This window comes from Luteimonas terricola (assembly GCF_004352845.1).
GTDB lineage: Bacteria > Pseudomonadota > Gammaproteobacteria > Xanthomonadales > Xanthomonadaceae > Luteimonas > Luteimonas terricola.
Window position 1 is genome coordinate 235780 of sequence record NZ_SJRX01000001.1, and the last position, 26515, is coordinate 262294.

General features: G+C 67.7%; 26 protein-coding genes and 2 pseudogenes. 19 read left to right on the forward strand and 9 right to left on the reverse strand.

The window, feature by feature from the left end; genetic code table 11:
- Positions 1-399 precede the first annotated feature (399 nt).
- Positions 400-726, reverse strand: a pseudogene (locus E2169_RS01150) (OmpA family protein); the annotation flags it as partial.
- Between the two features lie 599 nt (positions 727-1325).
- On the opposite strand from E2169_RS01150, the gene E2169_RS01155 reads away from it, so the two are divergent.
- A complete protein-coding gene (locus E2169_RS01155; RefSeq protein ID WP_132984788.1) occupies positions 1326-4037 on the forward strand; it encodes a hypothetical protein in 2712 nt (903 codons plus the stop codon).
- Positions 4038-4127: 90 nt separating this feature from the next.
- A pseudogene (locus E2169_RS01160) lies at positions 4128-4834 on the forward strand (IS3 family transposase); the annotation flags it as partial.
- A gap of 122 nt (positions 4835-4956) precedes the next feature.
- Here E2169_RS01160 and E2169_RS01165 read toward each other — a convergent pair.
- The 7 genes from E2169_RS01165 to E2169_RS01195 form a co-directional block, all read right to left on the reverse strand.
- Complete coding sequence (locus tag E2169_RS01165) at positions 4957-5634, reverse strand: YiaD family glycine zipper/OmpA-like lipoprotein (protein WP_132984789.1); 678 nt, start codon at positions 5632-5634, stop codon at positions 4957-4959.
- A gap of 101 nt (positions 5635-5735) precedes the next feature.
- Positions 5736-6878, reverse strand: coding sequence for an alanine racemase (gene alr / locus E2169_RS01170; RefSeq protein WP_132984790.1), 1143 nt, complete (start codon positions 6876-6878; stop codon positions 5736-5738).
- Between the two features lie 6 nt (positions 6879-6884).
- On the reverse strand, positions 6885-8300 hold the full coding sequence (locus E2169_RS01175; protein ID WP_132984791.1) for a replicative DNA helicase: 1416 nt from the start codon (positions 8298-8300) through the stop codon (positions 6885-6887).
- A gap of 200 nt (positions 8301-8500) precedes the next feature.
- Positions 8501-8950 carry a 50S ribosomal protein L9 gene (gene rplI, locus E2169_RS01180; RefSeq protein ID WP_132984792.1) on the reverse strand — a complete coding sequence of 150 codons (450 nt, stop codon included), beginning with the start codon at positions 8948-8950 and terminating at the stop codon, positions 8501-8503.
- Between the two features lie 97 nt (positions 8951-9047).
- Positions 9048-9278 (reverse strand): 30S ribosomal protein S18, encoded by a 231-nt coding sequence (rpsR, locus tag E2169_RS01185; RefSeq protein ID WP_132984793.1) that lies wholly within the window; start codon positions 9276-9278, stop codon positions 9048-9050.
- 11 nt (positions 9279-9289) lie between these two features.
- Positions 9290-9742: a 30S ribosomal protein S6 gene (gene rpsF, locus E2169_RS01190; protein ID WP_132984794.1), complete on the reverse strand. Its 453-nt coding sequence runs from the start codon at positions 9740-9742 to the stop codon at positions 9290-9292.
- 279 nt (positions 9743-10021) lie between these two features.
- Entirely contained in the window at positions 10022-10363 is a 342-nt protein-coding gene (locus E2169_RS01195) for a HesB/IscA family protein (protein WP_132984795.1), read from the reverse strand.
- Positions 10364-10469: 106 nt separating this feature from the next.
- On the opposite strand from E2169_RS01195, the gene asnS reads away from it, so the two are divergent.
- The 17 genes from asnS (at position 10470) to E2169_RS01280 (ending at position 25091) form a co-directional block, all read left to right on the forward strand.
- A complete protein-coding gene (gene asnS / locus E2169_RS01200; protein ID WP_132984796.1) occupies positions 10470-11870 on the forward strand; it encodes an asparagine--tRNA ligase in 1401 nt (466 codons plus the stop codon).
- Between the two features lie 4 nt (positions 11871-11874).
- Complete coding sequence (locus tag E2169_RS01205; RefSeq protein ID WP_132984797.1) at positions 11875-12177, forward strand: hypothetical protein; 303 nt, start codon at positions 11875-11877, stop codon at positions 12175-12177.
- Positions 12174-12494: a hypothetical protein gene (locus E2169_RS01210; protein WP_132984798.1), complete on the forward strand. Its 321-nt coding sequence runs from the start codon at positions 12174-12176 to the stop codon at positions 12492-12494. Before E2169_RS01205 ends, E2169_RS01210 begins: the two co-directional genes overlap by 4 nt.
- 34 nt (positions 12495-12528) lie before the next feature.
- The gene (locus E2169_RS01215; protein WP_132984799.1) at positions 12529-13314 is read left to right on the forward strand and encodes an SDR family oxidoreductase; all 786 of its coding nucleotides are present in this window, start codon (positions 12529-12531) and stop codon (positions 13312-13314) included.
- Positions 13315-13318: 4 nt separating this feature from the next.
- Positions 13319-14131, forward strand: coding sequence for an endonuclease VIII (gene nei / locus E2169_RS01220; protein ID WP_132984800.1), 813 nt, complete (start codon positions 13319-13321; stop codon positions 14129-14131).
- Between the two features lie 31 nt (positions 14132-14162).
- Positions 14163-15587, forward strand: coding sequence for an aldehyde dehydrogenase (locus E2169_RS01225; protein WP_132984801.1), 1425 nt, complete (start codon positions 14163-14165; stop codon positions 15585-15587).
- Between the two features lie 37 nt (positions 15588-15624).
- Positions 15625-16287 carry a carbonate dehydratase gene (can, locus tag E2169_RS01230; RefSeq protein WP_132984802.1) on the forward strand — a complete coding sequence of 221 codons (663 nt, stop codon included), beginning with the start codon at positions 15625-15627 and terminating at the stop codon, positions 16285-16287.
- Between the two features lies 1 nt (position 16288).
- The gene (locus E2169_RS01235; RefSeq protein WP_132984803.1) at positions 16289-16726 is read left to right on the forward strand and encodes a RidA family protein; all 438 of its coding nucleotides are present in this window, start codon (positions 16289-16291) and stop codon (positions 16724-16726) included.
- Positions 16723-17271, forward strand: coding sequence for a 3-hydroxyanthranilate 3,4-dioxygenase (locus E2169_RS01240; protein WP_132984804.1), 549 nt, complete (start codon positions 16723-16725; stop codon positions 17269-17271). Before E2169_RS01235 ends, E2169_RS01240 begins: the two co-directional genes overlap by 4 nt.
- A gap of 77 nt (positions 17272-17348) precedes the next feature.
- On the forward strand, positions 17349-17990 hold the full coding sequence (locus E2169_RS01245) for a nucleotidyltransferase domain-containing protein (RefSeq protein WP_207918342.1): 642 nt from the start codon (positions 17349-17351) through the stop codon (positions 17988-17990).
- Entirely contained in the window at positions 17974-18378 is a 405-nt protein-coding gene (locus E2169_RS01250) for a hypothetical protein (protein ID WP_132984805.1), read from the forward strand. Before E2169_RS01245 ends, E2169_RS01250 begins: the two co-directional genes overlap by 17 nt.
- Before the next feature lie 48 nt (positions 18379-18426).
- On the forward strand, positions 18427-19452 hold the full coding sequence (locus E2169_RS01255) for an amidohydrolase family protein (RefSeq protein ID WP_132984806.1): 1026 nt from the start codon (positions 18427-18429) through the stop codon (positions 19450-19452).
- Between the two features lie 136 nt (positions 19453-19588).
- Positions 19589-20881, forward strand: coding sequence for a kynureninase (gene kynU / locus E2169_RS01260; RefSeq protein WP_132984807.1), 1293 nt, complete (start codon positions 19589-19591; stop codon positions 20879-20881).
- Positions 20878-22284, forward strand: a complete 1407-nt coding sequence (locus tag E2169_RS01265; protein ID WP_132984808.1) for an FAD-dependent oxidoreductase — start codon at positions 20878-20880, stop codon at positions 22282-22284. The genes kynU and E2169_RS01265 overlap by 4 nt, the downstream gene beginning before the upstream one ends.
- Before the next feature lie 85 nt (positions 22285-22369).
- The gene (gene sbcB / locus E2169_RS01270) at positions 22370-23836 is read left to right on the forward strand and encodes an exodeoxyribonuclease I (RefSeq protein ID WP_132984809.1); all 1467 of its coding nucleotides are present in this window, start codon (positions 22370-22372) and stop codon (positions 23834-23836) included.
- Complete coding sequence (locus E2169_RS01275; protein WP_132984810.1) at positions 23833-24519, forward strand: DUF2461 domain-containing protein; 687 nt, start codon at positions 23833-23835, stop codon at positions 24517-24519. Before sbcB ends, E2169_RS01275 begins: the two co-directional genes overlap by 4 nt.
- Positions 24520-24521: 2 nt before the next feature.
- A complete protein-coding gene (locus E2169_RS01280) occupies positions 24522-25091 on the forward strand; it encodes a DUF2939 domain-containing protein (RefSeq protein WP_132984811.1) in 570 nt (189 codons plus the stop codon).
- On the opposite strand, the gene E2169_RS01285 is transcribed toward E2169_RS01280, so the two are convergent.
- Positions 25092-26477, reverse strand: a complete 1386-nt coding sequence (locus tag E2169_RS01285) for a flavin-containing monooxygenase (RefSeq protein WP_132984812.1) — start codon at positions 26475-26477, stop codon at positions 25092-25094.
- Between the last annotated feature and the right edge of the window lie 38 nt (positions 26478-26515).

Consider the following 26515-nt stretch of genomic DNA (forward strand, 5'->3'; position numbering starts at 1 on the left):
CCTTGAGTGCTCATGTCCCCCGGCGCTGGCCTGCGGCCATCGCCTCCTCCTTGACTTCGCTCTCAAGGGCCTTGGCACCCGGTGCGCAGCAGTACGCGGTGGCCCGGGAGTAAAAGCCGGGCATCGTGCGTACTCCAGCCGAAGCCGAGCCCCGTCGTGGCCGGGAGGGCTTCGCGGGGAAGTCAAGGAGGAGGCATCCGCCGCAAGGCGGATGCCGGGGGACATGAGCCGCGAAGCCCTCCCGGCCACGGCGGGGCCCTCCAGCTCACGGCGACGCATGGCGAAGGAAGCAGACACTCCTCGTCGAAACCGTTTCCCAGGAGATGGGAGATGAACCAGTAAAAAGGGGTCGCATCCCTGCGACCCCTGGCTTGCTCCGTGATCGGTTGTCGGCTGCAATCAGCCGCGTAGCGGCACCACCCGAACCTCGACGCGACGGTTCTGGGCACGGCCCTGCTCGGTCGAGTTGTCCGCGATCGGCATCGTCTTGCCGAAGCCCACGATCTCGAAGCGCTCGCGCATCAGGCCCTGGCCGACAAGGTAGTTGGCGACCGACGAGGCGCGCTGCTCGGAGATGCGCTGGTTGACCGCATCGCCGCCGACGTTGTCGGTGTGGCCGGCCACTTCCACGATGGTCTGGTTGTACTCGGCCAGCGTGCGGGCGACGTTGTTCAGCGCCGGGTAGAACTGCGGCTTCAACTCGGTCTTGTTGAAGTCGAAGGTCACGTAATGACCAAGTGATTTCCTGCTCAGGTACTACCTTTGAATGGAGAGCACGATGAGCCAACTGATGGACAAGATTCGGTGACCACGCTAGGGTCTGGACGTGGGGGCCAAGTGAGCCGTAGGGATGGGGCAGCCGTCGTTTCTTTTGGCAAAGTATGCTTCGTCTTCGGGCAGTCGGACGCGACGTGGCTGCGGGTCTGAAAGAGCCCGGCCAATCAAAACTCTATGCCTGAGAATAAATCCCATGGACTGCAAGAAACGATTAGGACACATTGCGCTACAGGCTGATCAGATCGAGAAGAGCTTAATTTCTTCCACGTCAAACCCATCATGGGAACTCCGTCACAAAAAATAAATCTTGAGCCACAACTGACACGGAGGTGGTATCGCTAGCCAGACAATGTATCAGAGCATGCAAAAGGACAAGCGAAGGAACAGTTTCTAACCAATCTTGTGGAGGTCACATGTTCGCTCGAAGATCATTGTTAGGGATGCTACAAACGAAGGCCTTATTACTACTGCTTTGTGTTGTAGGCATGGCTACGGTAATGACATCCGCCAACGCGTCTCCACAAGTTCCCGGTGGACATACGTGCGAGGTGTATTACGACACCGCCAACGTGGTCATCGCCACGGAAGTCGACGGTCGCGGCGAGCAACGCAAGCTGCAGACGAAGCTCGACAATGCGTGGCGCGCATTCTGGAAGGATAAGCAACTGTCCACTGCCAACAACAGCTTGGATACACTGGACCAGCTGTTAGCCAGTAATGCGACTAAGGGCGTGTCGGAGGAAAGCAAGGTCCTCATTGCATTGGTCGTATCGGAGTTCCGCCAATGCATCAATGGGCAGCCTGCGGCCGGCACTGCAACACTTGCGGTCAGCGTCTTCTACTTCGACGAGACCACCTCGGACGGCAAGGGCGAACCGGCGGGTGAAGGCGTATATCTGTTCGTCGATGGCAACCATCTGGCCAGTACCGATGCGAACGGCCAAGCCATGTTGACGGTACCAGCAGGCACCGTGGCGGTGCAGGCCATCGTGCCGTCGACGGCGATTGCGGAAGCAACGGTGGTGGCGTCCGAAGGCACGACCGTGCCATTGCAGCTGATACTGGACGATTCCAAGGAAGTTACTTCGCCGGTTCAGCTATCGGTCAGCGGCATGACCGGAGATGTGCTGCCATCGACGTTCGACAGTTTCGCCATCACCCTGCTCGACAATGGCGCGTCCCGCGCGGCGGTGGCAGTAGCCGAGGTGGCCATCGAAGATGACTTGGGCAATACCTTGGAACGCCTGACCGACGACTTCCAGGTGGACGCGTTTGGTCGCCTGCTGCCTCCGGATCTGGCCGTCGTGGCCAATGCGGTGGCGAAGTACCCTGGAAAGGCGCTAGTCCTGCGAGTGATGGCGGAAGACGCGCTGGGCTTCACCCTGTTGGGTACGCAGCCACTGTACTTGGGCCAGTACACCCTCAACGTTGCCTTGGTGGCACCGCCGTCGAATCCGTCGCTGCCAGTCGCCGGCGTCCAAGTGACCTACCAACTTATGGGGACGGGGCTGATCTTGGCAGGAACCAGCGACGGAGCGGGGCACCTGACCTTCGGTCAGGTCCCGCTGGGTAACGCCAACTTGGACAGCGTGACCGTAGAAGCGGGTCGCTACTACTACGGGCAAGCGAGCTTCTTCTTGCCGCGGGCGAGCCAGGCGCGGGTGACAATGACCCATGCCGATGACATCGCCAACGGCGTGCCCCGCTTCGAACTGCTGTCCTTGCCCAACGCGACTAGCGGAAGTTCGACCTCTGCGGACGGGTACGACCCTGAAATAGCGGCGCACCGCGAGGCACTGCATGCACAGCTGAACGGCTACGGCGACCTCACTCCGATGGCTGCTGTCAATCTTCGCGTCGGCGCCGGTGCCGCCAACGAACCGGTCAGCGGCAGCCGGTCACTGACGGCGTCTCAGGGTACACAGCGTGTGATTCTCAGGTATCAGGTGGCGACGCAGGAATATCCGTACTACGTCAACCAGCAAAGTATCTACAACGACACATGGTCCCTGAGCGTGCATGCGCGCCAGTCTGGGCAACAGCTATTCAACATCGCCCGAAACGTGAACTCGCAGTTGCGCAATGCACCAGTCTGGCTTCCAGACGGTTCTACCGGCTACATCGAAGAGAGTTTCGATGTAGCCGCGCTAACGACCGAGGGTCCGGCAGAATTGCTGCTAGCCGCCGCTGTCACCAACGTCGCTGATTCGTTCCTACCGACGATCGTCGATGCAGACCTTAGCGATGATCCTGATCGCCTGATAGTTAAGCAAGTCACTCCGGAGCGGCTGATCAAAACCACCGGCGATCACAACTCGTACAGCGTGCCTTTACAGGGCGAGAACAACATACTCGCTCGCTGGTTTACGCTGACGCTAGATAAGCCCGACGGGGCGCAAGTCACCCGCGTACGCGCCGAGCTGCAGCATGGGAGCGGCGCGATGCCGGGTGGCCAGATCTTCGAAGAAGGTCCCGGTGCCAACGTGCAGGTGATCGATGACACCACACTGCGCGTGCGCGTCACGCTCCATGCGGGTGGTACGGTCAACACAGTTCCGCCACCAGCACATGCAATCACTTACAAATTCACAGTGTTCGCCAACCTGCAGGACGGCACCGAGGTTTCCGACGATGCCATCAGCGCAACCAAGCGAGCGCTGTGGCGGATGCCGGCTGACTGGCGCGATCCGGCACGGCGCTATGGTATGCGCGATAGCGGTCACGACGATTGGCTGTCGGCGCGAACTTGGGACTTCATCAGCCAGCACGGCACGTTGTTGACTCGCATCGACGACATCTCCGGTGAGCACGGTCGCGACATTGGTCACGCCACCCACGATGTCGGTACCGACATTGACCTTTACCATGTATATCGGTTCGCTGGCGCTACCAGCGGCGGAGACAACTACAATCGGCTGCGCAATGCGTTAATTCGAGTGTTGTCCCTGCCGGCCGAACAGACCGCTAACGACCGCGCGGCGATCACCAGTTGGACCGCCGATACCCGCGAGCGTTTCGCGGCGATCCTGTCAACAACCGATGCGCAAACACTGTACTACGCGGTGGGTAGCGCCTACACATCCTCGGGCATAGCCCTTCCACGCGGCTGGGCGCGCTCGTTGCTGGTGGATGGTACGGTAACGGCATCTGGCCAGCAGCTCGACACTGGGCTGGGTGCGTGGGGTTTCCCGCAGGATCGGCTCGTCTACAATGCCGTGCACAACTCTCACTTCCACATCAAGCGACCGCGCGAAAGATAGCGGTACGTTGTTTGAACGTATTGGAAAGGCCTCGCACACTCTGCGGGGCCTTTCTTCTTCACTCAAAATGCCCTTCTTCGAGTAGGAGGAGTGACCCAACGGGCCGAGATCCTGGGCATCAGCCGGGGCAGCGTGTACTACCTGCCACGACGGGTCCCGGCGGAAGACTCGGCGCTGATGCGCGGGATCGACGAGCTGCACCTGGAACTGCCGTTCGCCGGCAGTCGGATGCCGCACAACCTGCTGAACCAGAAAGGCTTTGCCGTGGGCCGCAAGCACGCGGCACGCTGATGCGGCGGATGGGTATCGAGGCGTTGTACCGCAAAGTCGCAAGCACCCCCAGCACAAGATCTACCCGTACCTCCTACGCGGCCTGAAGATCGACCGGCCCAACCAGGTCTGGGCAATGGACATCACCTACATCCCGATGGCCCGGGGCTTCGTCTACCTGGCGGCCCTGCTCGACTGGCACAGCCGGTGAGTGCTGTCGTGGCGGGTGTCGATCACCATGGACACGGACTTCTACATCGAGGGCCGTGGAGGAGGCGATTGCCTGCCACGGCACGCCGGAGATCTTCAATACCGACCAGGGCAGCCAGTTCACCAACCAGGCTTTCACCGACCTGCTCAAGGATCACGGCATCGCCATCAGCATGGACGGCAAGGGTTGCTGGCACGACAACGTGTTCATCGAGCGGTTGTGGAAATCGGTCAAGTACGAGGAGGTCTACCTGCACGCCTACGACAGCGTCAACCACACCAGAAACTCGCTGGGCCGCTACCTCGAGACTTCGAACCCATCGTCCCGCAGTCTCTGCTGGACCGAGACCATCAGGTTCTCGTCCTTGCCCAACAGGGACGCCAAAGAAAGGGCTGCATCGCTGCAGCCCTTTCCGGTTGCATCGTTCGCCGCCAGTGATCAGCCGCGCAGCGGTACCACCCGAACCTCGACGCGACGGTTCTGGGCACGGCCCTGCTCGGTCGAGTTGTCCGCGATCGGCATCGTCTTGCCGAAGCCCACGATCTCGAAGCGCTCGCGCATCAGGCCCTGGCCGACAAGGTAGTTGGCGACCGACGAGGCGCGCTGCTCGGAGATGCGCTGGTTGACCGCATCGCCGCCGACGTTGTCGGTGTGGCCGGCCACTTCCACGATGGTCTGGTTGTACTCGGCCAGCGTGCGGGCGACGTTGTTCAGCGCCGGGTAGAACTGCGGCTTCAAGTCGGTCTTGTTGAAGTCGAAGGTCACGCCGTCGGGCAGGTTGAGCTTGATCACGTCGCCCTCGCGGTCGACGACGATGCCTGTGCCGGCGGTCTGGCGACGCAGCTCGGCCTCCTGGCGGTCCTGGTAGACACCGACGGCACCGCCGGCCAGGCCGCCCACGCCGGCACCGACCAGCGCGCGCTGGCGGCGTTCGGTGGCGTCGGAGCCGCTGAGCAGGCCGGCGACCGCGCCGATGCCGGCGCCGATCAGCGCGTTGTTGCGGGTGCGGTTGGGATCGTTCGGGTCGCTGGTCTGGCCGGTATAGCTGGCGCAGCTGGTGAGCAGGACGGCACCCGCGACCGCGGTTGCGAGGAAAATAGTGGGCGAGTTGCGCATCGGGGGAACTCCTGTGACGGGCGGTGTGTGCCCAGGGGAATGTGAATGAACGCGGTCAAGCTACCCGCGTTTGCGTCCCCGCGGAGTGATGGCACCCAACCCTATTCAGCATCCAGATAGCCGTCGCCAGGGTATATGCGCGGGATGCGGTCGTTGAGTCCCACCAGCACTTCGTAGGGAATCATGCCCGCGGCATGCGCCACGTCTTCCGCGCGCAGCCGGACATCGCCCTGGCGACCGACCAGCACCACCTCGTCCTCGTTCCAGGCGCTGTCGTGGCCGATGTCGACCATGAACTGGTCCATGCACACCCGGCCCACGATCGGATATTCGCGGCCGCGTATGAGCACCGTGCCGCGCGACGACAGCGCGCGCGGATAGCCGTCGCCATAGCCGATGGGCACCGTCACCACGCGGGTGTCCGCTTCCGGCGCCCAGGTGCCGCCATAGCTCACCGCGTGGCCGGCTTCCACGACCTTGAAGTAGACCACCCGCGACACCAGCGACAGCGCCGGCTGCACCGCCACCGTGGGCTGCGACTCCGCGCCTGGCAGCACGCCGTACAGCAGGATGCCCGGGCGCACCATGTCCAGCCGTGCCTCCGGGAAATGCAGGATGCCGCCGGAGTTGGCGATATGCCGCGGCGGCACCGGCACGCCGAGGCGGCCAAAGTGCGCGCAGGCTTCCTCGAAGCGCTCCAGCTGCCGCGCGGTCATCGGCGAGCCGGGTTCATCCGAACAGGCCAGGTGCGAGTAGATGCCCGCCAGCTCGATCCAGCGCGAGGCCACCGCGGCCTCGATGAAGGGTCCGGCCGTCCAGGCGTGCACGCCGATGCGCTCCATGCCGGTGTCGACCTTGAGGTGCACCGTGGCGCGGCGCCCCCGGGCCTCGGCCGCGGCCTCGACCTGGCGCAGCTTCTCCAGCGACGACACCGTGATCTCGAGGTCGTGGGCGAGATACTGCGCCACCTGCGGGCCGTAGATGCCGCCGAGCACGAGGATCGGCACGGTGATCCCGGCACGGCGCAGCGCGATGCCTTCTTCCGGGAACGCGACGCCCAGGTGCTCCACGCCCTGCGCCTGCAGGTGGCGCGCCACCGGCACCAGGCCGTGGCCGTAGGCGTTGGCCTTGACGACGGCCATCACCGGCACCCCGGCGTGGGCGCGGATCGCGCGCAGGTTGCCGGCAATGCGGTCGAGGTCGACCAGGATCCGCGTCGGGCGCTCGGCGGCGTGCAGGCTCACGCGCGGCTACTCGAAGCTGCCGACCGAGTCGTGGGCGAGGTTGTCGAAGCGCGTGTACTCACCGAAGAACTTGAGCTTCACCGACCCGGTCGGGCCGTTTCGCTGCTTGCCGATGATGACCTCGGCCAGGCCCTTGTCCGGCGAGTTTTCCTTGTTGTAGTACTCGTCGCGATAGATGAAGACGATCACGTCGGCGTCCTGCTCGATGGCGCCGGACTCGCGCAGGTCGGCCATCACCGGGCGCTTGTCGGTACGCGTCTCCAGCGAGCGGTTGAGCTGCGACAGCGCGACCACCGGCACGTTGAGCTCCTTGGCCAGGCCCTTGAGCGAGCGCGAGATCTCCGAGATCTCGGTGGCGCGGTTCTCGCTGTTGCCCGGCACCGCCATCAGCTGCAGGTAGTCGATCACGATCAGGCCCAGGCCGTGCTCGCGCTTGAGCCGGCGCGCCTTGGCGCGCAGCACGTCGGGCGACAGCGCCGGGGTGTCGTCGATGAAGATCTTGGTCTCTTTCAGCAGGCGGATGGCGCTGGAGATCCGGCTCCAGTCCTCGTCCTCGAGCTGGCCGGTGCGCAGGCGGGTGGCGTTGACCCGGCCCACCGACGAGATCAGGCGCAGCGCCAGCTGGCTGGCCGACATTTCCATCGAGAACACGGCCACCGGCTTCTTGGTCTTCATGGCCGCGTACTCGGCCATGTTGAGCGCCAGGGTGGTCTTGCCCATCGCCGGGCGCGCGGCCAGGATCACCAGGTCGGTCGGCTGCAGGCCGGCGGTCATCTCGTCGAACTCGGTGTAGCCCGTCGGCAGGCCGGTGATGCCGCCGCCGTTGGCGTAGCGGGTCTGCAGGACGTCGAAGGCCTCGGCCATGGCCTGGTTGACCGCGGTGAAGTCGGTGCGCCCGCGGCTGCCGGCCTCGGCGATCGCGAAGACCTCCTGCTCGGCCTTGGCCAGGAGCTCCGCGCTTTCGCGGCCTTCGGGCTGGAAGCCGTCGTTGACGATCCCGGTTCCGACCTCGATCAGCTGCCGCAGCACCGCCTTGTCGCGGACGATCTCGGCGTAGGCGACGATGTTGGCGGCCGAGGGCGTGGTGCTGGCCAGTTCCACCAGGTAGGCGCCGCCGGCGACCAGTTCGGACTGGCCCTGCGACTCGAACCACTCACCCAGCGTCACCGCGTCGAACGGGCGACTGCGCTCGGCGAGCTCCTTGATGGCGCGGAAGATCAGTTGGTGGTCGCGGCGGTAGAAGTCGCTTTCGACGAGCTGGTCGCCGACGCGATCGTAGGACTCGGGCGACAGCATCAGCCCGCCGAGCACGGCCTGCTCGGCCTCCACCGACTGCGGGGGCACGCGCAGCTGCTCGATCCGGGCTTCGCCGCGCCCCTGGAAGTCGCGGCCCTGCTGGTGGAAGCCCGGTCGTGCGCTCATCGGTATCGGAACTCCCCTGGGGGGACCGTCGTCGCGGCCCCTGATCATGTGTCGGATAGTCATCCTAACGGCCTCCGAGGGAGAAGCGTTGCAGACAACCCTGTGGATAACCGGTGGGCATCGCAGGAATCGAGACTGTGGCCCCCCGGAACGAAGACGGGCGCCCCGAGGCGCCCGTCAGATGCCCTGCCTGCGATGGATCAGGCTTCGGGTTCGACGACCACCTTGACCGTGGTTTCGACGTCGGCGTGCAGGTGCACGAGGACGTCGTATTCGCCGACGGTGCGGAACGCACCCTCGCCCATCACCACCTCGGACTTCCCGACCGGGGTGCCGGCCTTGGTCAGCGCTTCGGCGATGTCACGCGGGCCGACCGAGCCGTACAGCTTGCCCTCGGTGGAGGCGTTGGCGTAGATGGTGACGCTGGCGTCGGCAAGCGCGGCGAGGCGCTTGTTGGCGTCGTCCAACGAACCCTGGGCCTTGGCCTCGTACTCGGCGCGACGCGCCTCGAAATCGGCCAGGTTGGCGGCGGTGGCCGGAACGGCCTTGCCCTGCGGCACCAGGAAGTTGCGGCCGTAGCCCGGCTTCACGCTGACCTTGTCGCCAAGGCTGCCGAGGTTCACGACTTTCTCGAGAAGGATCAGATCCATGGGGTGTCTCCGTATTCGTTAGCGGCGCGCGCTGGCGCCGCAACTTGTGGCTGTCCGAACGGACGGTGGCCGCGCCGCCCCGCGGTGCGGCGGCGGATCAGATGTTGTGGTTGTCGGTGTACGGGATCAGGGCCAGGAAGCGCGCGCGCTTGACGGCGGTGGCGAGCTGGCGCTGGTACTTCGACTTGGTGCCGGTGATGCGGCTGGGAACGATCTTGCCGTTCTCGGTCACGTTCTGGCGCAGGGTGTTGAGATCCTTGTAATCGATCTCCTTGACGCCCTCGGCGGTGAACTTGCAGAACTTGCGGCGGCGGAAGAACTTGGACATGTGCGTGATCCTCAGGCGGTTTCGGAGTTGTCGTCGGACTCGGGCTCGGCGGCAGGCGCTTCCTTCGCGCCCTCGCCTTCGCCTTCGTCGTCACGGCGGCGGCGCTCGCCGCGCTCCGGACGGTCGGTCTTCTCCGGCTTCTCGTCCTTGTTCTTCATGATCAGGGACTGCTCGGTCTCGGCCTCTTCGCGACGGATCACGATGTGGCGCAGGACGGCGTCGTTGAAGCGGAAGCCCTCGACCAGTTCGTCGAGCACCGGCTGGCCGGCCTCGATGTTGAGCAGCACGTAGTGGGCCTTGACCAGGTTGTCGATCGGATAGGCCAGCTGGCGGCGGCCCCAGTCCTCGAGGCGGTGGATCTTGCCCTCGGCACCTTCGATCAGGGTCTTGTAGCGCTCGACCATGGCCGGCACCTGTTCGCTCTGGTCCGGATGGACCAGGAACACGATCTCGTAATGACGCATGTTGTTTCCTTGTGGATATCGGCCCCGGCAGCGTGCCGCGGGCCCGGATAGCCCCCGGCCGGTCCTGTGTGGACGCCGTGGGGCAAGGTCTCCCGAAAAACGGGAGCCGCTCAGTATCGCATCGGCACGAGGCCCCCGCAAGCCGCCTGCCTGGCGGGGGAGGCTCTGGAGAGGCTCAGTCGCGGGCGCGCGCGACGGCGGGCTGGTGGGTACTCCGTGGGCTGACCACGGTGGTGGTCAGCCGGCGGAGTACCCGCGCACCCTCCGCCCCGCCGCGACTCAGGCGACCTTGTCGGCGTCGGTGGTGAAGCTCTCGCCGCAGCCGCACTCGGCGGCAGCCTTCGGGTTGCTGAACGTGAACTGTTCGTTCAGGCCCTGCTTCAGGAAGTCCATCCGGGTGCCGTCGACCAGCTCCAGGCTGTCGGCGTCGACGAAGATGCGTACGCCATCCTGTTCGAAGACGGTGTCGCCGGGATCTTCTGCACGGGCGAGGTCGACCGCATAGCCCCAGCCGGAACAGCCGGTGCGGCGCACGCCGAAGCGCAGGCCGAGGGCGTCGGGCGCCGAGGCGAGATAGCCCTTCACGCGTTCGAGGGCTGCAGGGGCAAGGGTGATGGCCATGGCGTCATTGTACTCCGTGGGGGCGGTCGCGCCCGGTGATCCGTCGGACGGTGCGTCCGGTAAACTGCCCGTCTTCAATCTGTCCCTTTCCCCAAGGATTCAAGGCATGACGGTGGTCAGCGTCGAACACGCGCTCGCGGGCAGGATCCCCGCCGGAGGCGAAGTCACGGTCCGCGGCTGGGTGCGCACCCGGCGCGACTCCAAGGCCGGGCTGAGCTTCGTCAATGTCAGCGATGGCTCCTGCTTCGCGCCGATCCAGGTGGTCGCGCCGTCGGCGCTGGCCAACTACGAAAGCGAGGTCAAACGGCTGACCGCCGGCTGCGCCGTCATCGCCACCGGCATCCTGGTGCCCTCGCAAGGCCAGGGCCAGAGCTTCGAGATCCAGGCTTCGGCGATCGAAGTCGTCGGCTGGGTGGACGATCCCGAGACCTACCCGATCCAGCCCAAGGCGCATTCGCTGGAGTTCCTGCGCGAAGTCGCCCATCTGCGCCCGCGCACCAACCTGTTCGGCGCGGTCACCCGCATCCGCCACTGCCTGGCGCAGGCCGCGCACCGCTGGTTCCACGAGAACGGCTACTACTGGGTCAACACGCCGATCATCACCACCTCCGACGCCGAAGGCGCGGGGCAGATGTTCCGCGTGTCCACGCTCGACCTCGCCAACCTGCCCCGCGGCAAGGACGGCAGCGTGGATTTCGACCGCGACTTCTTCGGCAAGGAAACCTTCCTGACCGTGTCGGGCCAGCTCAACGTCGAGGCCTTCTGCCTGTCGATGAGCAAGGTCTACACCTTCGGCCCGACCTTCCGCGCCGAGAACAGCCACACCACGCGCCACCTGGCCGAGTTCTGGATGATCGAGCCGGAGATCGCCTTCGCGGACCTGGCCGAGACCGCGCGCATCTCCGAGGAGTTCCTCAAGTACCTGTTCAAGGCGGTGCTCGACGAGCGCGGCGACGACATGGCCTTCATCGCCGAGCGCGTGCAGAAGGACGCGATCACGCGGCTGGAATCCTTCGTCAACGCCCCGTTCGAACGCATCGAATACACCGACGCGGTAGAGCTGCTGCAGAAGTCGGGGCACAAGTTCGACTTCCCGGTCGAATGGGGCCTGGACCTGCAGACCGAGCACGAGCGCTGGCTGACCGAGCAGCACGTCGGCCGCCCGGTGGTGGTGACCAACTATCCCGAGCACATCAAGGCCTTCTACATGCGCCTCAACGACGACGGCAAGACCGTCGCGGCGATGGACGTGCTGGCCCCGGGCATCGGCGAGATCATCGGCGGCTCGCAGCGCGAGGAGCGCCTGGACGTGCTCGACGCGCGCATGGACCAGTTCGGGCTCGACCGCGAGCTCTACGACTGGTACCGCGACTTCCGCCGCTACGGCACGGTGCCGCATGCCGGCTTCGGCCTGGGCTTCGAGCGCCTGATCGTCTACATCTGCGGGCTGTCCAACATCCGCGACGCCATTCCCTACCCGCGTGCGCCCGGCACGGCGGAGTACTGAGGCCATGCTGCTGTTCTTCGCCCTGTGCTTCGTCGGCATCGCGATCGCGGGAGCCAGCGCCTACATCATCTTCTGGCCGCTGTCGCTGGTGCAGCTGCGCGATCTCCATCCCGAGGTGCGCGAGCGCCTGGGCGAAGGCGCCTTCCTCAAGCCCTCGGTGATGTGGTGGCTGCTGTCCGGCGGCTACCGCGAGACCGGCGACCCGGCCTTCACCGGCCTGGCGACGCCGGCGCGCGTGGCGCTGTCGACGGTGATCTTCGGCCTATCCGGCGCCGCCATCATGTGGCTGTGGTCGGTGGCGCCATGAACCATATCGACGACGGACGCCTGCGCGACGAGTGGTGGCTGGCCACGCTCGGCCGCATGGTCATCTGGGCGCGGCTGCGCGTGCGCGAAGCCGGTACCGCCGAGGTGTTCGACAGCGATGGCAACACCCTGGTCTACGACAGCGAGGACACCGCGCGCGCCATGCTGATGGATGCCGAGTTCGTGTCGCTCGACGGCCTCGACGACGCGGATGCCGCCGAGCGCGGCTTCCTCCCCGGCGAGCTCACGCCGCCGCAGGGCGACGATGACGGCGTGCTGCAGGCCGGCATGGTGCAGACATTCGGCGGCAACGCCTGACAGCGCCCCACCCCACCCGGACAAGGAGACACCCATGGACCTCGACCTCACCGGACGCCACGCACTGGTCTGCGGTGCGTCCGAAGGCATCGGCCGCGCCACCGCGATCGAACTGGCCGCGCTGGGCGCCAGCGTCACGGTGCTTTCCCGCCGCGCGGATGCGTTGCGCGACGTGGTGGCGGCGCTGGCCACCGGCGGTGGCCGCGAGCACGCCTTTGCGGCTGCCGACAGTGCAGACACGGACGGCCTGGCCAAAGCAGTGGCCGCGGTGGTCGCACGGCGCCCCGTGCACATCCTGGTCAACAACACCGGCGGCCCGCCGGGCGGCCCTGCGGCCGACGCGCCGCTGGCCGCCTTCGAAGCCGCTTTCCGCCGCCACCTGCTCGCCAACCAGGTGCTGCTGCAGGCGGTGCTGCCGGGCATGCGCGATGCACGCTGGGGCCGCATCGTCAACGTGGTCTCGACCTCGGTGCGCGAACCGATCGCGGGCCTGGGCGTGTCCAACACCATCCGCGGCGCGGTGGCCTCCTGGGCCAAGACGCTCTCGCGCGAGCTGGCGCCCGAGGGCATCACGGTCAACAACGTGCTGCCTGGCTTCACCGAGACCGGGCGCATCCGCCAGATCATCGGCGACCGTGCGAAGAAGGAAGGCCGCAGCGAGGACGACATCCGCCGCGAGATGGAGGCCGCAATCCCGGCCCGCCGCTTCGCCACCGCCGACGAGACCGGCGGCGTGATCGCCTTCCTGTGCTCGCCGGCCGGTGCCTACGTCAACGGCGTCAGCCTCGCGGTCGACGGCGGGCGCATGGCCTCGATCTGAGGCCGTGCCCGAAGGCCCGGAGATCCGTCGCGCCGCCGACCGCCTCGCCGCAGCGGTGGCCGGGGAAGCACTGGTCCGCGCCTGGTTCGCATTCCCCGGGCTGAAACGCTTCGAGGCCAGCCTGGTCGGCCGCCGCATCGAATCGATCACCCCCCGCGGCAAGGCCCTGCTGATCCGCTTCGACGACGGCTGGACGATGTACAGCCACAACCAGCTGTACGGGGTGTGGAAAGTCGTTGCCGCGGGCGAACGGCCGGAGACGAAGCGTTCGCTGCGCGTGGCGCTGGACACCGCACGCGGCGCGATCCTGCTGTATTCGGCGTCCGACGTTTCGATGTGGCGCAGCGACGAGGTCGAGTCGCATCCGTTCCTGCTGGGCCTGGGCCCCGATGTGCTTGATCCCGCGCTCGACGCGACCGCGGTGGCCGCGCGCCTGCAGTCCCCGGGCTTCCGCGGCCGAGCGCTCGGTGGCCTGCTGCTCGACCAGGGCTTCCTGGCGGGCATGGGCAATTACCTGCGCTCGGAAGTGCTGTTCGCGGCCGGCCTGCGGCCCGGACGACGCCCGAAGGACCTCGACCCCGAGCGCACCGCGCGCCTGGCGCAGGCGCTGCTCGACATCCCGCGCCTGAGCTATGCCACCCGCGGCATCGCGCCGGCCGACCGCATGCGCGACGACTACCTCACCGATACCCCCGACGGCTTCCGCTTCCAGGTCTTCGGCCGCGAAGGCCAGCCCTGCCCCGCCTGCGGCACCGCCATCGAACGCATGAGCGTCGGATCGCGCCGGCTCTACCTCTGCCCGGCCTGCCAGTCCTGACGGCCCGGGCCGGCGCGGGTAAGCTTGCGGGATGCGACGCTACGCACACGTCATCGGCAGCGCCACCCGCGAAGCCGCCAGCGGACGCTGGCGCGAGGTCTTCGAGCCGGCAACGGCCGAGGCGTATGCCGAGGTCGCCGACGGCGATGCCGGTGACGTCGAGGCCGCGGTCGCAGCCGCCAGCGAAGCCTTCCCGGCCTGGGCCGGCCTGCGCAACAGCGAGCGCTCGCGGCACCTCGAGCGCCTGGCAGACGCGCTGGAAGCGCGCGTCGACGACTTCGCCCACGCCGAGGCCCGCGACGGTGGCAAGCCCTTCGCCCTCGCGCGCGACGCCGAGATCCCGCGCGCGGTATCGAACCTGCGCTTCTTCGCCCACGCCGCCACCCAGTTCGCGAGCGAGTCGCACCACGGCGAGGCCGGGCTGAACTACACCCTGCGCCAGCCGCTGGGCGTGGTCGGCACGATCTCGCCCTGGAACCTGCCGCTGTACCTGTTCACCTGGAAGATCGCGCCGGCGCTGGCCGCGGGCAATACCGTGGTCGCCAAGCCTTCCGAGGTCACGCCCGCGACCGCCACGATGCTCGGTGAACTGGCGCTCGAGGCCGGGCTGCCGCCGGGCGTGCTCGACATCGTCCACGGCGGCGGCCCCGAGGTCGGCGAAGCGATCGTGCGCCACGATGCGGTCAAGGCGATCTCGTTCACCGGCAGCACCGCGGTCGGCAAGCGCATCGCCGGGATCGCCGCGCCGCTGCTGAAGAAGGTTTCGCTGGAGCTCGGCGGCAAGAACCCGACCCTGGTGTTCGCCGACAGCGCCTGGCGCGACCACCTCGACACCATCGTCCGCTCCGCCTTCCAGAACAGCGGCCAGATCTGCCTCTGCGGTTCGCGCATCCTGGTCGAACGCAGCGTGTACGCCGAGTTCCGCGAGGCCTTCGTCGCGCGCGTGCTGGCGCTGCGCCCCGGCGACCCGATGGACAGCGACGCCAACTTCGGGCCGCTGGTCTCGCAGGCGCACTTCGACAAGGTGGTCGCGGCGATCGCACGCGCCCGCGACGAGGGCGGCGGCGTGCTCTGCGGCGGCACGGTGCTGGAGCGCCCGGGCTGGTTCGTGGCGCCGACGGTGTTCGAGGGCCTCGGCCCCGACTGCGCCAGCAACCGCGAAGAAATCTTCGGCCCCGTCGCCACCCTGCAGGCCTTCTACGGCGACGACCACGCGCTGGCGCTGGCCAATGCCGGCGACTACGGCCTGGCCGCCTCCGTCTGGACCCGCGACCTGGCGCGCGCGCACCGCTTCGGCGCGCAGCTGCGCACCGGCATCGTCTGGATCAACGCCTGGCTGATGCGCGACCTGCGCACGCCCTTCGGCGGCATGGGCCAGTCCGGCCTCGGCCGCGAAGGTGGCCTGGAGGCCATGCGCTTCTTCACCGAACCGCGCAACGTCTGCATCGCGACCTGAGCGCCCGCCCCCTTTCCCCCAAGCACCACGGAATCCCATGCACCGAATGCACGAGCTCCTTGAACGCAACCGCATCTGGGCCGAACGCGTCGAAGCCGAGGATCCCGGCTTCTTCACGCGCCTGTCGAAGATCCAGAAGCCGAAATACCTCTGGATCGGCTGCTCCGATTCGCGCGTGCCGGCCAACCAGATCATCGACATGGCCCCGGGCGAAGTGTTCGTGCACCGCAACGTCGCCAACGTGGTGGTGCACACCGATCTCAACTGCCTGTCGGTGATCCAGTACGCCATCGACGTGCTCGAGGTCGAGCACATCCTGGTGGTCGGCCACTATGGCTGCGCCGGCGTGGGCGCGGCGCTCGACGGCCAGCGCGTCGGCCTGGCCGACAACTGGATCCGCCACGTCAAGGACGTCAAGCACAAGCACCGCGCGATCATCGAAGGCCTCGACGACCACGCCATCCGCCACGACCGCCTGTGCGAACTCAACGCGCTGGAGCAGATGATCAACGTCGCCGAATCGACCGTGGTGCGCGAGGCCTGGGCGCGCGGGCAGAAGGTCTCGCTGCACGCCTGGGTGTATTCCCTCCGCGACGGTCGCGTGCACGACCTGGGCCTGTCCATCGACTCGCCCGCGGCACTGCCGGAACAGTACGACCCGGCGGTCGAGCGGATCCGCGACGACCGCGAGGACCGCTGAGATGGACGGCCGCATTTTCCGTACCGACAGCGCGCCGAAGCCGGTCGGCGCCTATCCGCACGCACGGCGTGTGGGCGACCTGCTGTTCCTGTCGGGCATCGGGCCGCGCGACGCGGCCACGGACAGCGTCCCCGGCAACGAGTACGGCCCCGACGGCGGTCTGCTCCGCCACGACATCACCGCCCAGGCCCACGCCGTGTTCGCCAATGTCCGCGCCGTACTCGAGGCCAGCGGCGCGCGCTGGGAGGACCTGGTGGACGTGACCGTCTACCTGACCGACATGGCGCGCGACTTCAAGGCCTACAACGCGGTCTGGGCCGAACATTTCCCCGACCCCGCCACCGCGCCCTGCCGGACCACGCTCGGCATCACCGCGCTGCCGACGCCGATCGCGATCGAGCTCAAGTGCGTCGCCGCCTTCCAGGGAGACCCGCCATGATTCCCGCCCCGCTGAACTTCCAGAAGTGGATCGAAGACAACCGGCACCTGCTCAAGCCGCCGGTGGGCAACAAGTGCATCTATGACGGCGAGTTCATCGTCATGGTGGTCGGCGGGCCCAACGCCCGCACCGACTACCACTGGGAGGAAGGCCCGGAGTGGTTCCACCAGCTCGAAGGCGAGATGGTGTTGCGCATCCAGGAGGATGGAAGGGTCCGCGACGTGCCGATCAGCGCCGGCGAGACCTTCCTGCTGCCGCCGCGCGTGCCGCACTCGCCGCAGCGCGCCGAGGGCTCGATCGGCCTGGTGATCGAGCGCAGGCGGCTGGCGCACGAGGACGACGGCCTGATGTGGTTCTGCGAGGAGTGCAACGAAAAGGTCTACGAAGAGTTCTTCCACCTCGAGGACATCGAGCAGGACTTCTTCCGCGTGTTCGAGACCTTCTATCGCAGCGAGGCGCTGCGCACCTGCAAGGCCTGCGGACATCTCAACCCGCGGCCGACGCGCTACGAGATGCAGGCGGATTCGCAGGCCGACATCACCTGAGCATCGCAGGTTCAAACCCCGCCCCCGCTACCACTGCGCGCTTGACCATGCTCAATCTGGGCATTAATGTGCCCAATATGGGCATCAAACCACCAACACCCCGGATCAGCGAAGCCGCGGCCCGCTTCGCCAAGGCGAGCCTGACCGATGCCCTGTTCACCGCCACGCAGCGCCGCGTGCTGGGCTGCCTGTTCGGCCAGCCTGGACGCAACTACAGCGTCACCGAGCTGATCCAGAGCACCGGAGCCGGCAGCGGCGCCGTGCAGCGCGAGCTTGCCCGGCTGGCCGGCAGCGGGCTGCTGCAGGTCGAACAGGTCGGCAACCAGAAGCGCTACAGCGCCAACCCGCACGCTCCCATCCACGATGAACTCGTGGCCATCGTGCGCAAGACCTTCGGCCTGGCCGAGCCCCTGCGCGAAGCGCTCGCGCCGCTGGCCAACCGCATCCGCGCCGCCTTCGTCTACGGTTCCGTGGCCAAGGGCACCGACGTCGCGAGCAGCGACATCGACTTGATGCTGGTGTCCGATGATCTCGCCTACTCCGAGGTCATGGGCGCGCTGCATCCCTTCATCGAACGGCTCGGGCGGGAGGTCAACCCCACCCTTTACACCCTTGCCGAGCTGCGCCAGCGCATCGATTCCGGCAACAGCTTCGTCACCCGCGTGCTGCAGCAACCGCGCATCTGGCTGATCGGAGGCGAGGATGGCCTCGCCGCTTGAGAACCTTGCCGGGCCGGGAAAGCCTCTGTCGCCGGAACCACCCGACGACGCCGAAGTCGCCGGCCTGCTGCGGTCTGGCCGTGCACGACTGGTCGACTCGCGCAATGGCACGCTTTCGATCGAGAGCCGCTTCGACCTCGCCTACAACGCCGCGCATGCCCTGTGCCTGGCCGCGCTACGCCGCAGCGGTTACCGCGCGCACCATCGCTATATCGTGTTCCAGGCGCTGCCGCATACGCTTGGGCTCGGCCCCGAGGTCTGGCGCGTGCTCGCCAAGGCCCACGACCTCCGCAACCTGGCCGAGTACGAAGGCCATGTCGATGTGGAGGAAAGGCTGGTGCGGGACGTGGTCGCCGCCTGTGAACGGGTTTCCGCACTGCTCGGCTAGCCCCACCCACGCAATGACATCTCCTTACGGGCAGCCTAGGATTCCACCATGCTGAAAATCGACATCCACGCCCACTACCTCCCCCGCGACTGGCCCGACCTCGCGCGCAAGTACGGCGACGACCGTTTTCCCGTCATCCACCACACCGAAGACGGCCGCCACCGGATCTACAAGGACGGCCGCTTCTTCCGCGAGATCTGGTCCAAGACCTGGGATCCGCAGGAGCGCATCGACGACTACGCGCGCTTCGGGGTGCAGGTGCAGGTGATCAGCACGGTGCCGGTGATGTTCAGCTACTGGGCGAAGCCCAACCAGGCGCTGGAGCTGCACCAGGCGCTCAACGACCACATGGCCGAGACCTGCCGCGCGCATCCGCGCCACTACGCGGGCATCGGCACGGTGCCGCTGCAGTCGCCGCGGCTGGCGGTGCAGGAACTGGAGCGCTGCATGGACGAGCTCGGCCTGCAGGGCGTGCAGATCGGCTCGCACATCCAGCTGGCCGACGGCCAGCACTGGAACCTGGACGCGCCCGAGCTCTTCCCCTTCTTCGAGGCCGCGGCCGACCTGGGTGCCGCGATCCTGGTCCATCCCTGGGACATGATGGGCACCGACACCATGCCCAAGTACTGGCTGCCCTGGCTGGTCGGCATGCCCGCCGAGCAGTCGCGCGCGGCCTGTTCGCTCGTGTTCGGCGGCGTGCTGGAGCGGTTGCCGAAGCTGAAGATCTGCATGGCGCACGGCGGCGGCAGCTTCCCTTACACCATCGGCCGCATCGAGCACGGCTTCAACATGCGCCCGGACCTCGTGGCCACCGACAACCCGCGCAACCCGCGCGAATACCTGTCGCGCCTCTACTTCGACTCCTGGGTCGCCGACTCGAAGGCGCTGGAGTACCTGATCGACACCTGCGGCATCGACCGCGTGATGCTGGGCACCGACTACCCCTTCCCCCTGGGCGAACAGGAACCCGGCGCCGGCATCGACGCACTGCGCCTGGACGACGCCGGCCAGTCCCGCCTCTACCACGGCACCGCGCTCGAATGGCTCGGGCTGCCGCGATCGAGGTTTTCATAAGAGCTTTTTTGCCGCGGATTTACGCGAGTTACGCGGATCAGAGCCGAAAGAACTTGACGTGGACCGACCCTCCAGACAGTTGTTGTCCTATCTGCTTTTATCCGCGTAAATCCGTGGCAAAAAAGGCTTTCTATCCATGACCGAGCTGTACACCGACCAGCACGCCGCAATGCTTGACGAGGCCGATCCGCTGCGCGGGCTGCGGGCGGAATTCCATCTGCCGCGGCACGGCGACCGCGAGCAGGCGTACTTCTGCGGGAACTCGCTGGGGCTGCAGCCGACGTCGGCACGCGGCCATGTGCTCGACGTGCTCGACAAGTGGGCGGCGGAAGCGGTGGAGGCGCACTTCACCGGAACCACGCAGTGGATGCCCTACCACGCGCTGCTGCGCGAGCCGCTGGCGCGCGTGGTCGGTGCGGAGCCGTCGGAAGTGGTGGCGATGAATTCGCTGACCGCCAACCTGCACTTCATGCTGGTCAGCTTCTATCGGCCCACGCGCGAGCGGCCGGCGATCCTGATGGAGGCCGGGGCGTTTCCGTCCGACCGCTACGCGCTGGAGTCGCAGCTGCGCTTCCACGGCTTCGATCCGGCCACCGACCTGATCGAGCTCGAGCCCGACCTGGCCGAGGGCACGTTCTCGATGGAGGCCATTGCGCGCGCCATCGAGGAACACGGCCCGCGGCTGGCGCTGGTGCTGTGGCCGGGCGTGCAGTACCGGAGCGGGCAGGCCTTCGACATCGCGGAGATCACGCGGCTGGGGCATGCCGCCGGTGCGGTGGTCGGTTTCGACCTGGCGCATGCCGCCGGCAACCTGCCGCTGCGGCTGCACGATGACGGCCCGGACTTCGCCGTCTGGTGCCACTACAAGTACCTGAACTCCGGGCCGGGCGCGGTGGCCGGCTGCTTCGTGCACGCGCGGCATGCGCGCACCGGGCGCCCGCGCTTCGCCGGATGGTGGGGACACGACGAGGCCACGCGCTTCCGCATGGCACCGACCTTCGAGCCGACGCCCGGCGCCGACGGCTGGCAGCTCAGCAACCCGCCGATCCTGGGCCTGGCACCGCTGCGCGGCTCGCTGGAGCTGTTCGACCGCGTCGGCATGGAGGCGCTGCGCGCGAAGTCGCATTCGCTCACCGGCTACCTGGAGACGCTGATCGACCAGCGCCTGCCGGACACCCTGCGCATCGCCACGCCGCGCGACCCGGAGCAACGGGGCGCACAGCTCTCGCTGCGGGTGCTGGAAGGCCGCGGCCTGCGTGGCCGTGACGCCGGTCGCTCGCTGTTCGAGTCGCTGTCCGCGCAGGGCATCGTCGGCGACTGGCGCGAACCCGACGTGATCAGGATCTCGCCGGCGCCGATGTACAACAGCCATGCCGACGTACTGCGCTTCGTCCGCGCCACCGAGGCCTGGCGCGAGGGCCGCGGATGAGCACTGCTCACGCAGCGGCCGGGGTGCCAGGGGCCGGCGCGGCGCGACGCGAAGCCACCATCGTCGGCGCCGGGCTGGCCGGCGCACTGATGGCCACCCTGCTCGCCCAGCGCGGCTGGAAGGTCGAGGTTTACGAAAGCCGCGGCGACCCGCGCCTTCACGGCTTCGCCGGCGGCCGCTCCATCAACCTCGCGCTGGCCGAACGCGGCCTGCACGCGCTGCGCGCCGCCGACGCCGACCGCGACGTGCTGGCGCAGGCGGTGATGATGCGCGGGCGCATGGTGCATCCCCTCGACGGCACCCCACAGCTGCAGCGCTATGGCCGCGACGACAGCGAGGTGATCTGGTCGGTCAGTCGCGGCGAGCTCAACATCACGCTGATCAACGCCGCCGAGTCCGCGGGCGCGGTGCTCCACTTCGACCGCCGGCTCGAGGCCGTGGACTTCGCGGCGCGCAGGGCCTTCTACCGGGGCGACGGCGCGCTGCATCGGGTCGGATTCAGCACCCTGATCGGCTGCGACGGCGCCGGCTCCACGCTGCGCGCGCAGATGGGACAGCGCGCCGACCTGGGCGAACGCACCGACTGGCTCGGCCATGGCTACAAGGAGCTGGAGATCCCGCCGGCCGCCGATGGCGACTTCCGAATCGAGCCCAACGCCCTGCACATCTGGCCGCGCGGCCGCTACATGTGCATCGCCCTGCCCAATGACGAGCGCACCTTCACCGTGACCCTGTTCATGGCGATGCGCGACGAAGGCGTGGGCGACCCGAGCTTCGAGACCGTGCCCACGGCCACAGAGGCGCGCGCGCTGTTCGAACGCGACTTCGCCGACACGCTGCCGCTGATCCCCGAGCTGGAGCACGACTTCGACACCAATCCGATCGGAACCCTGGGCACGCTGTACCTCGACCGCTGGCACCTCGGCGGCGACGCCGTGCTGATCGGCGACGCCGCGCACGCGATGGTGCCCTTCCACGGCCAGGGCATGAACTGCGCCTTCGAGGATTGCGTGGCGCTGGCAAGGCAGCTGGACGCATCGGCCGACCTGGCGACGGCCTACGCCGCCTTCGAGGCGCAGCGCATGCCCGATGCCGCGGCCATCCAGCGCATGGCGCTGGACAACTACATCGAGATGCGCGACCTCGTCGACGACGCCGACTACCTGCTGCAGCGCGAACTCGAGCTGGCACTGCAGGCGCGGCACCCCACCCGCTTCATCCCGCACTACGCGATGGTCACCTTCATGCGGATTCCCTACTCGCTCGCACTGGAACGCAGCGAGGTGCAGCGCGGCATCCTGGAGCGGGCCACGCAGGGCCTGTCATCGGTGGACGAAGTCGACTTCGAAGTCGTCGCCGCCGAGATCGAGCGGCTCCTGCCACCGCTGGAGGACGCCGCATGAACCGCCTCCCGACCATCGCCGCAGCCACTGCAGGACCGGCAATGGCCGCTCCTGCAAAAGCAGACGAAGAGGCGGCGCGACCGACGTGAGCGACAGCTTCCTGTTCTACGACCTCGAGACCTGGGGCATCGATCCACGGCGCACGCGGATCGCGCAGTTCGCTGCCATCCGCACCGATGCGGAACTGCGCCAGCTCGGCGACCCGATCGAGTTCATGGTGCGCGCCGCCGACGATCTGCTGCCCTCGCCGGGCGCGTCGATGGTCACCGGGCTTGCGCCGCAGGACGCGCTGGCCACGGGCCTGGGCGAGGCCGAAGCCTTCGCCCGGATCGTCGACGAGATGGCGCGTCCCGGTACCTGCACGCTCGGCTACAACTCGCTGCGCTTCGACGACGAGTTCGTGCGCCACGGCCTGTACCGCAACTTCCACGATCCCTATGAGCGCGAGTGGCGCAACGGCAACAGCCGCTGGGACCTGCTCGACGTGATGCGCCTGGCGCACGCGCTGCGGCCCGAGGGCATCGCCTGGCCCGTGCGCGAGGACGGTGGCGGCATATCGTTCCGGCTCGAGCACCTGGCCGAAGCCAACAACGTGCGCAGCGGCGACGCGCACGAGGCGCTGTCCGACGTCCGCGCGCTGATCGGACTGGCGCGGCTGTTCCGCGAGGCGCAGCCGCGCCTGTGGCAGTACGCGCTGGCGCTGCGCCAGAAGCGCCACGTCGCCGCCCTGCTCGACCCGATGGCGATGGCGCCGGTGCTGCACGTCTCGCAGCGCTACCCCGCCGCGCGCATGTGCGCGGCGGCCGTGCTGCCCTTGGCGATGCATCCGCAGATCGGCAACCGCGTGATCGTCTACGACCTCGACACCGAGCCCGACGACCTGCTGGCCCTGCCCCCGGAAGAGATCGCCGCCCGCCTCTATGTGCGGACGGCCGACCTGCCCGAAGGCGTTGCACGGGTGCCGCTCAAGGAAGTGCATACCAACCGCAGCCCGGCCCTGGTGCAGTGGAACCACCTGCGGCCGGCGGATTTCGAGCGGCTCGGGATCGATCCCGGTGTCGCGGAGGCCCGCGCCGCGCGCATCCGCGCGCTCGGTCCGGCGATCGCGGAAAAGGTGCGCCGGGTGTTCGTCCGCGACCGTGACGGCAACCGGGTCCCGCCCGACGTCGACGCCGCGCTCTACGACGGCTTCATCGGCGACGGCGACAAGGGCCGCCTGGCCATGGTGCGCGCGACGCCGCCCGCACAGCTCGGCGCGCGCGATTTCGGCTTCCAGGACCCGAGGCTGCCGGAGCTGCTGTTCCGCTACCGTGCGCGCAACTGGCCCGACACCCTCGACGCCGCGGAGCGCATGCGCTGGGACGACTACCGGCGCCTGCGCCTGAGCGGCGACGCCGGCCTGTCCGAACTCACTTTCGACGCGTATTTCGACGACCTCACGCGCCTGCGCGGAGAACACGCCGGCAGCGACGGCAGGCAGGCCCTCCTCGACAGGCTCGAGCAGTGGGGCCGCGGCCTCGCCGCAGGCCTCGCGCCCGACGCATCCCCATGAGCTCCTATTTCACCGACAGGACCTTCCGCTTCCTGCGCGCACTCGCCCGCAACAACGAGCGCGTCTGGTTCCACGCCCACAAGCACGACTACGAAGCGCACGTGCGCGACCCGCTGCAGCGCCTGGTCACCGATCTCGGACCCGACCTGGCCGAAGTGAGCCTGCAGTTCCGGGCCGATCCGCGCACGGTCGGCGGTTCGCTGTACCGCATCCAGCGCGACACCCGCTTCGCCAACGACAAGCGCCCCTACAAGACCTGGCAGGGCGCGCGCCTGTTCCATGCGCGCCGGCGGGAGCTGGCATCGCCGCTGTATTACCTGCACATCGAGCCCGGCGGCTGCTTCGTCGGCGCCGGCATCTGGCGGCCGGAGTCGCCGACGCTGCGCACGATCCGGCAGTTCATCGTCGACAACCCGGCCGGCTGGAAGGCCGCGGCGCACGCGCCCGCGTTCCGGCGCCGCTATGCGCTGGACGAAGAGGACATGCTGGTGCGCCTGCCGCGCGGCTTCCCGGCCGACTTCGCCTTCATCGACGACCTGCGCCATCGCAGCTTCGTGGCCTGGCGCGCGCTCGACGACGCCACCGTGACCGGCCCGCGCCTGCGGCAGGTGCTTGCAAAGGACCTGCGCGACCTCGCACCCTTCGTCGACTACCTCTGCGCTGCGCTGGACCTGGAGTTCTGAGCATGGCCGACACCCGCACGCTGCGCTGGTTGCCCTGGATCGTGGCCGCGGCGCTGGTGGCGCTGCTGGCGTGGACCGCCACCGGCCCGTGGCGCGCCATCGAAGGCATCCGCCAGGCAGTGAAGACCGAGAACGCGAGCGCGCTTGCGCGACACGTGGACTTCCCCGCATTGCGCGCTAGCCTGAAGCCGCAGATACAGGACCGCCTGGTGCGCGCGGCGGGAGTGGACGCGCAGTCCGGGCCCTTTGCCGCCTTCGGCCTGAGCGTTGCGAGCGGCCTGGCCGGAGGCCTGGTGGACGCAATGGTGACCCCGGTCGGCCTGGGTGCGCTGATGGAGGGACGCAAGGTCTGGAACCGGGTGGGCGGCATTCCCCCACCCACGCGCAGCGACACCAGCGCGCAGCCGGAGCCGATCGCGGACCCGCGGCTGCGCTTCGAGTCCTTCTCGCGTGCCACCGCCACGGTCACCATGGATGACGGCAGCGAACTGGAGCTGGTGCTGACCCGGACCGGACTGCGCTGGCGGCTGGCGGAGATGCGATTGCCGCCGCCAGCCGACCCGCCGCGCTGATCAGGCCCGCGCGAGCTCCCGTTCTGTTTCAGGTTCCGGGACCGTCGACGCCTCCAGGAAGGCCTCCAGCGAGTCGTCCATCGCCTCCATCCACGGCGTGTGGTGCGGCGGTGCCAGGGTGCCGGTGATGGTCGAACGGTAGCTCTTGTTGCGGTAATCGAGGATGCCCTCGGCCTTGTCCCGCATCCACTCCTTGAACATCTCCGCGACCTGCTCGATCGCGAACTCCGGGTAATCGGTGCGGTCGACCAGGTCGCGCACGTAGGCGGCCTGGAAATCGATGTCCTCGTCGACGCTGGAGGCCGCGTTCTCACGCGCGAACCAGCGATCGCTGTCGGCGCGCATGGCCTGCGCATCGGGCAGCGGGATCCGGCCCAGGATCATGTCGCGCGCCAGCCAGGCCTGGGCGTCGAACATGTTGAAGGTGTAGTACTGGTCCTGCATGCCGAGGTAGATGAGCTTGGGGTTGTCGATCCAGAACACGCCCTTGTAGAGATCCTGCGGGTACAGGCGATTGCTGGTGCGCAGGGTCAGCGCGTCGGGCAGGAACGGGAAGTGGTGCTGGTAGCCGGTGCACAGGATGATCGCATCGACGTCGCGGCTGCTGCCGTCGATGAAGTGCGCGGTATTGCCCTCCACGTGCTGCAACAGCGGGCGCTCGTCGAAGGCCTCGGGCCACTGGTAACCCATCGGCGCGCTGCGGTAGCTGAAGGTCACCGACCTGGCGCCGTACTTGTGGCACTGCGTGCCGATGTCCTCCGCCGAATAGCTGCTGCCCACCAGCAGCAGGTCCTTGCCGGTGAATTCGCAGGCGTCGCGGAAGTCGTGGGCATGCAGCACGCGGCCCGGGAACTGGTCCAGGCCCTTGAAGCCGGGCGCGTTGGGCGTGGAGAAATGGCCGGTGGCCACCACCACGTAGTCGAACTCCTCGGCGACCAGCTGGTCGTCCTCGAGCTTGCGCACGGTGACGGTGAACCTGCCGGTGTCCTCGCTGTACTCGACCGAATGCACGGCGGTGTCGAAGCGGATCTGCCCGCGCAGGTCGCTGCGTTCGATGCGGCCCATGATGTAGTCGCGCAGTACCGGGCGCGGCGGATAGGACGCGATGGGGCGTCCGAAATGCTCCTCGAAGCTGTAGTCGGCGAATTCCAGGCATTCCTTGGGGCCGTTCGACCAGAGGTAGCGATACATGCTCGCGTGCACCGGCTCGCCGTGCGCGTCCAGACCGGTACGCCAGGTGTAGTTCCACATCCCGCCCAGGTCGGACTGCTTTTCGAAGCAGACGACCTCGGGCACGTCGGCGCCCGCGCGGCGGGCGGCGTCGAAGGCGCGGAGCTGCGCCAGGCCACTCGGGCCGGCGCCGAGAACGGCGATACGAAGGGTCATGCGACTGGATCTCCTTGTTCGGTACGGCGCCCGGCGGG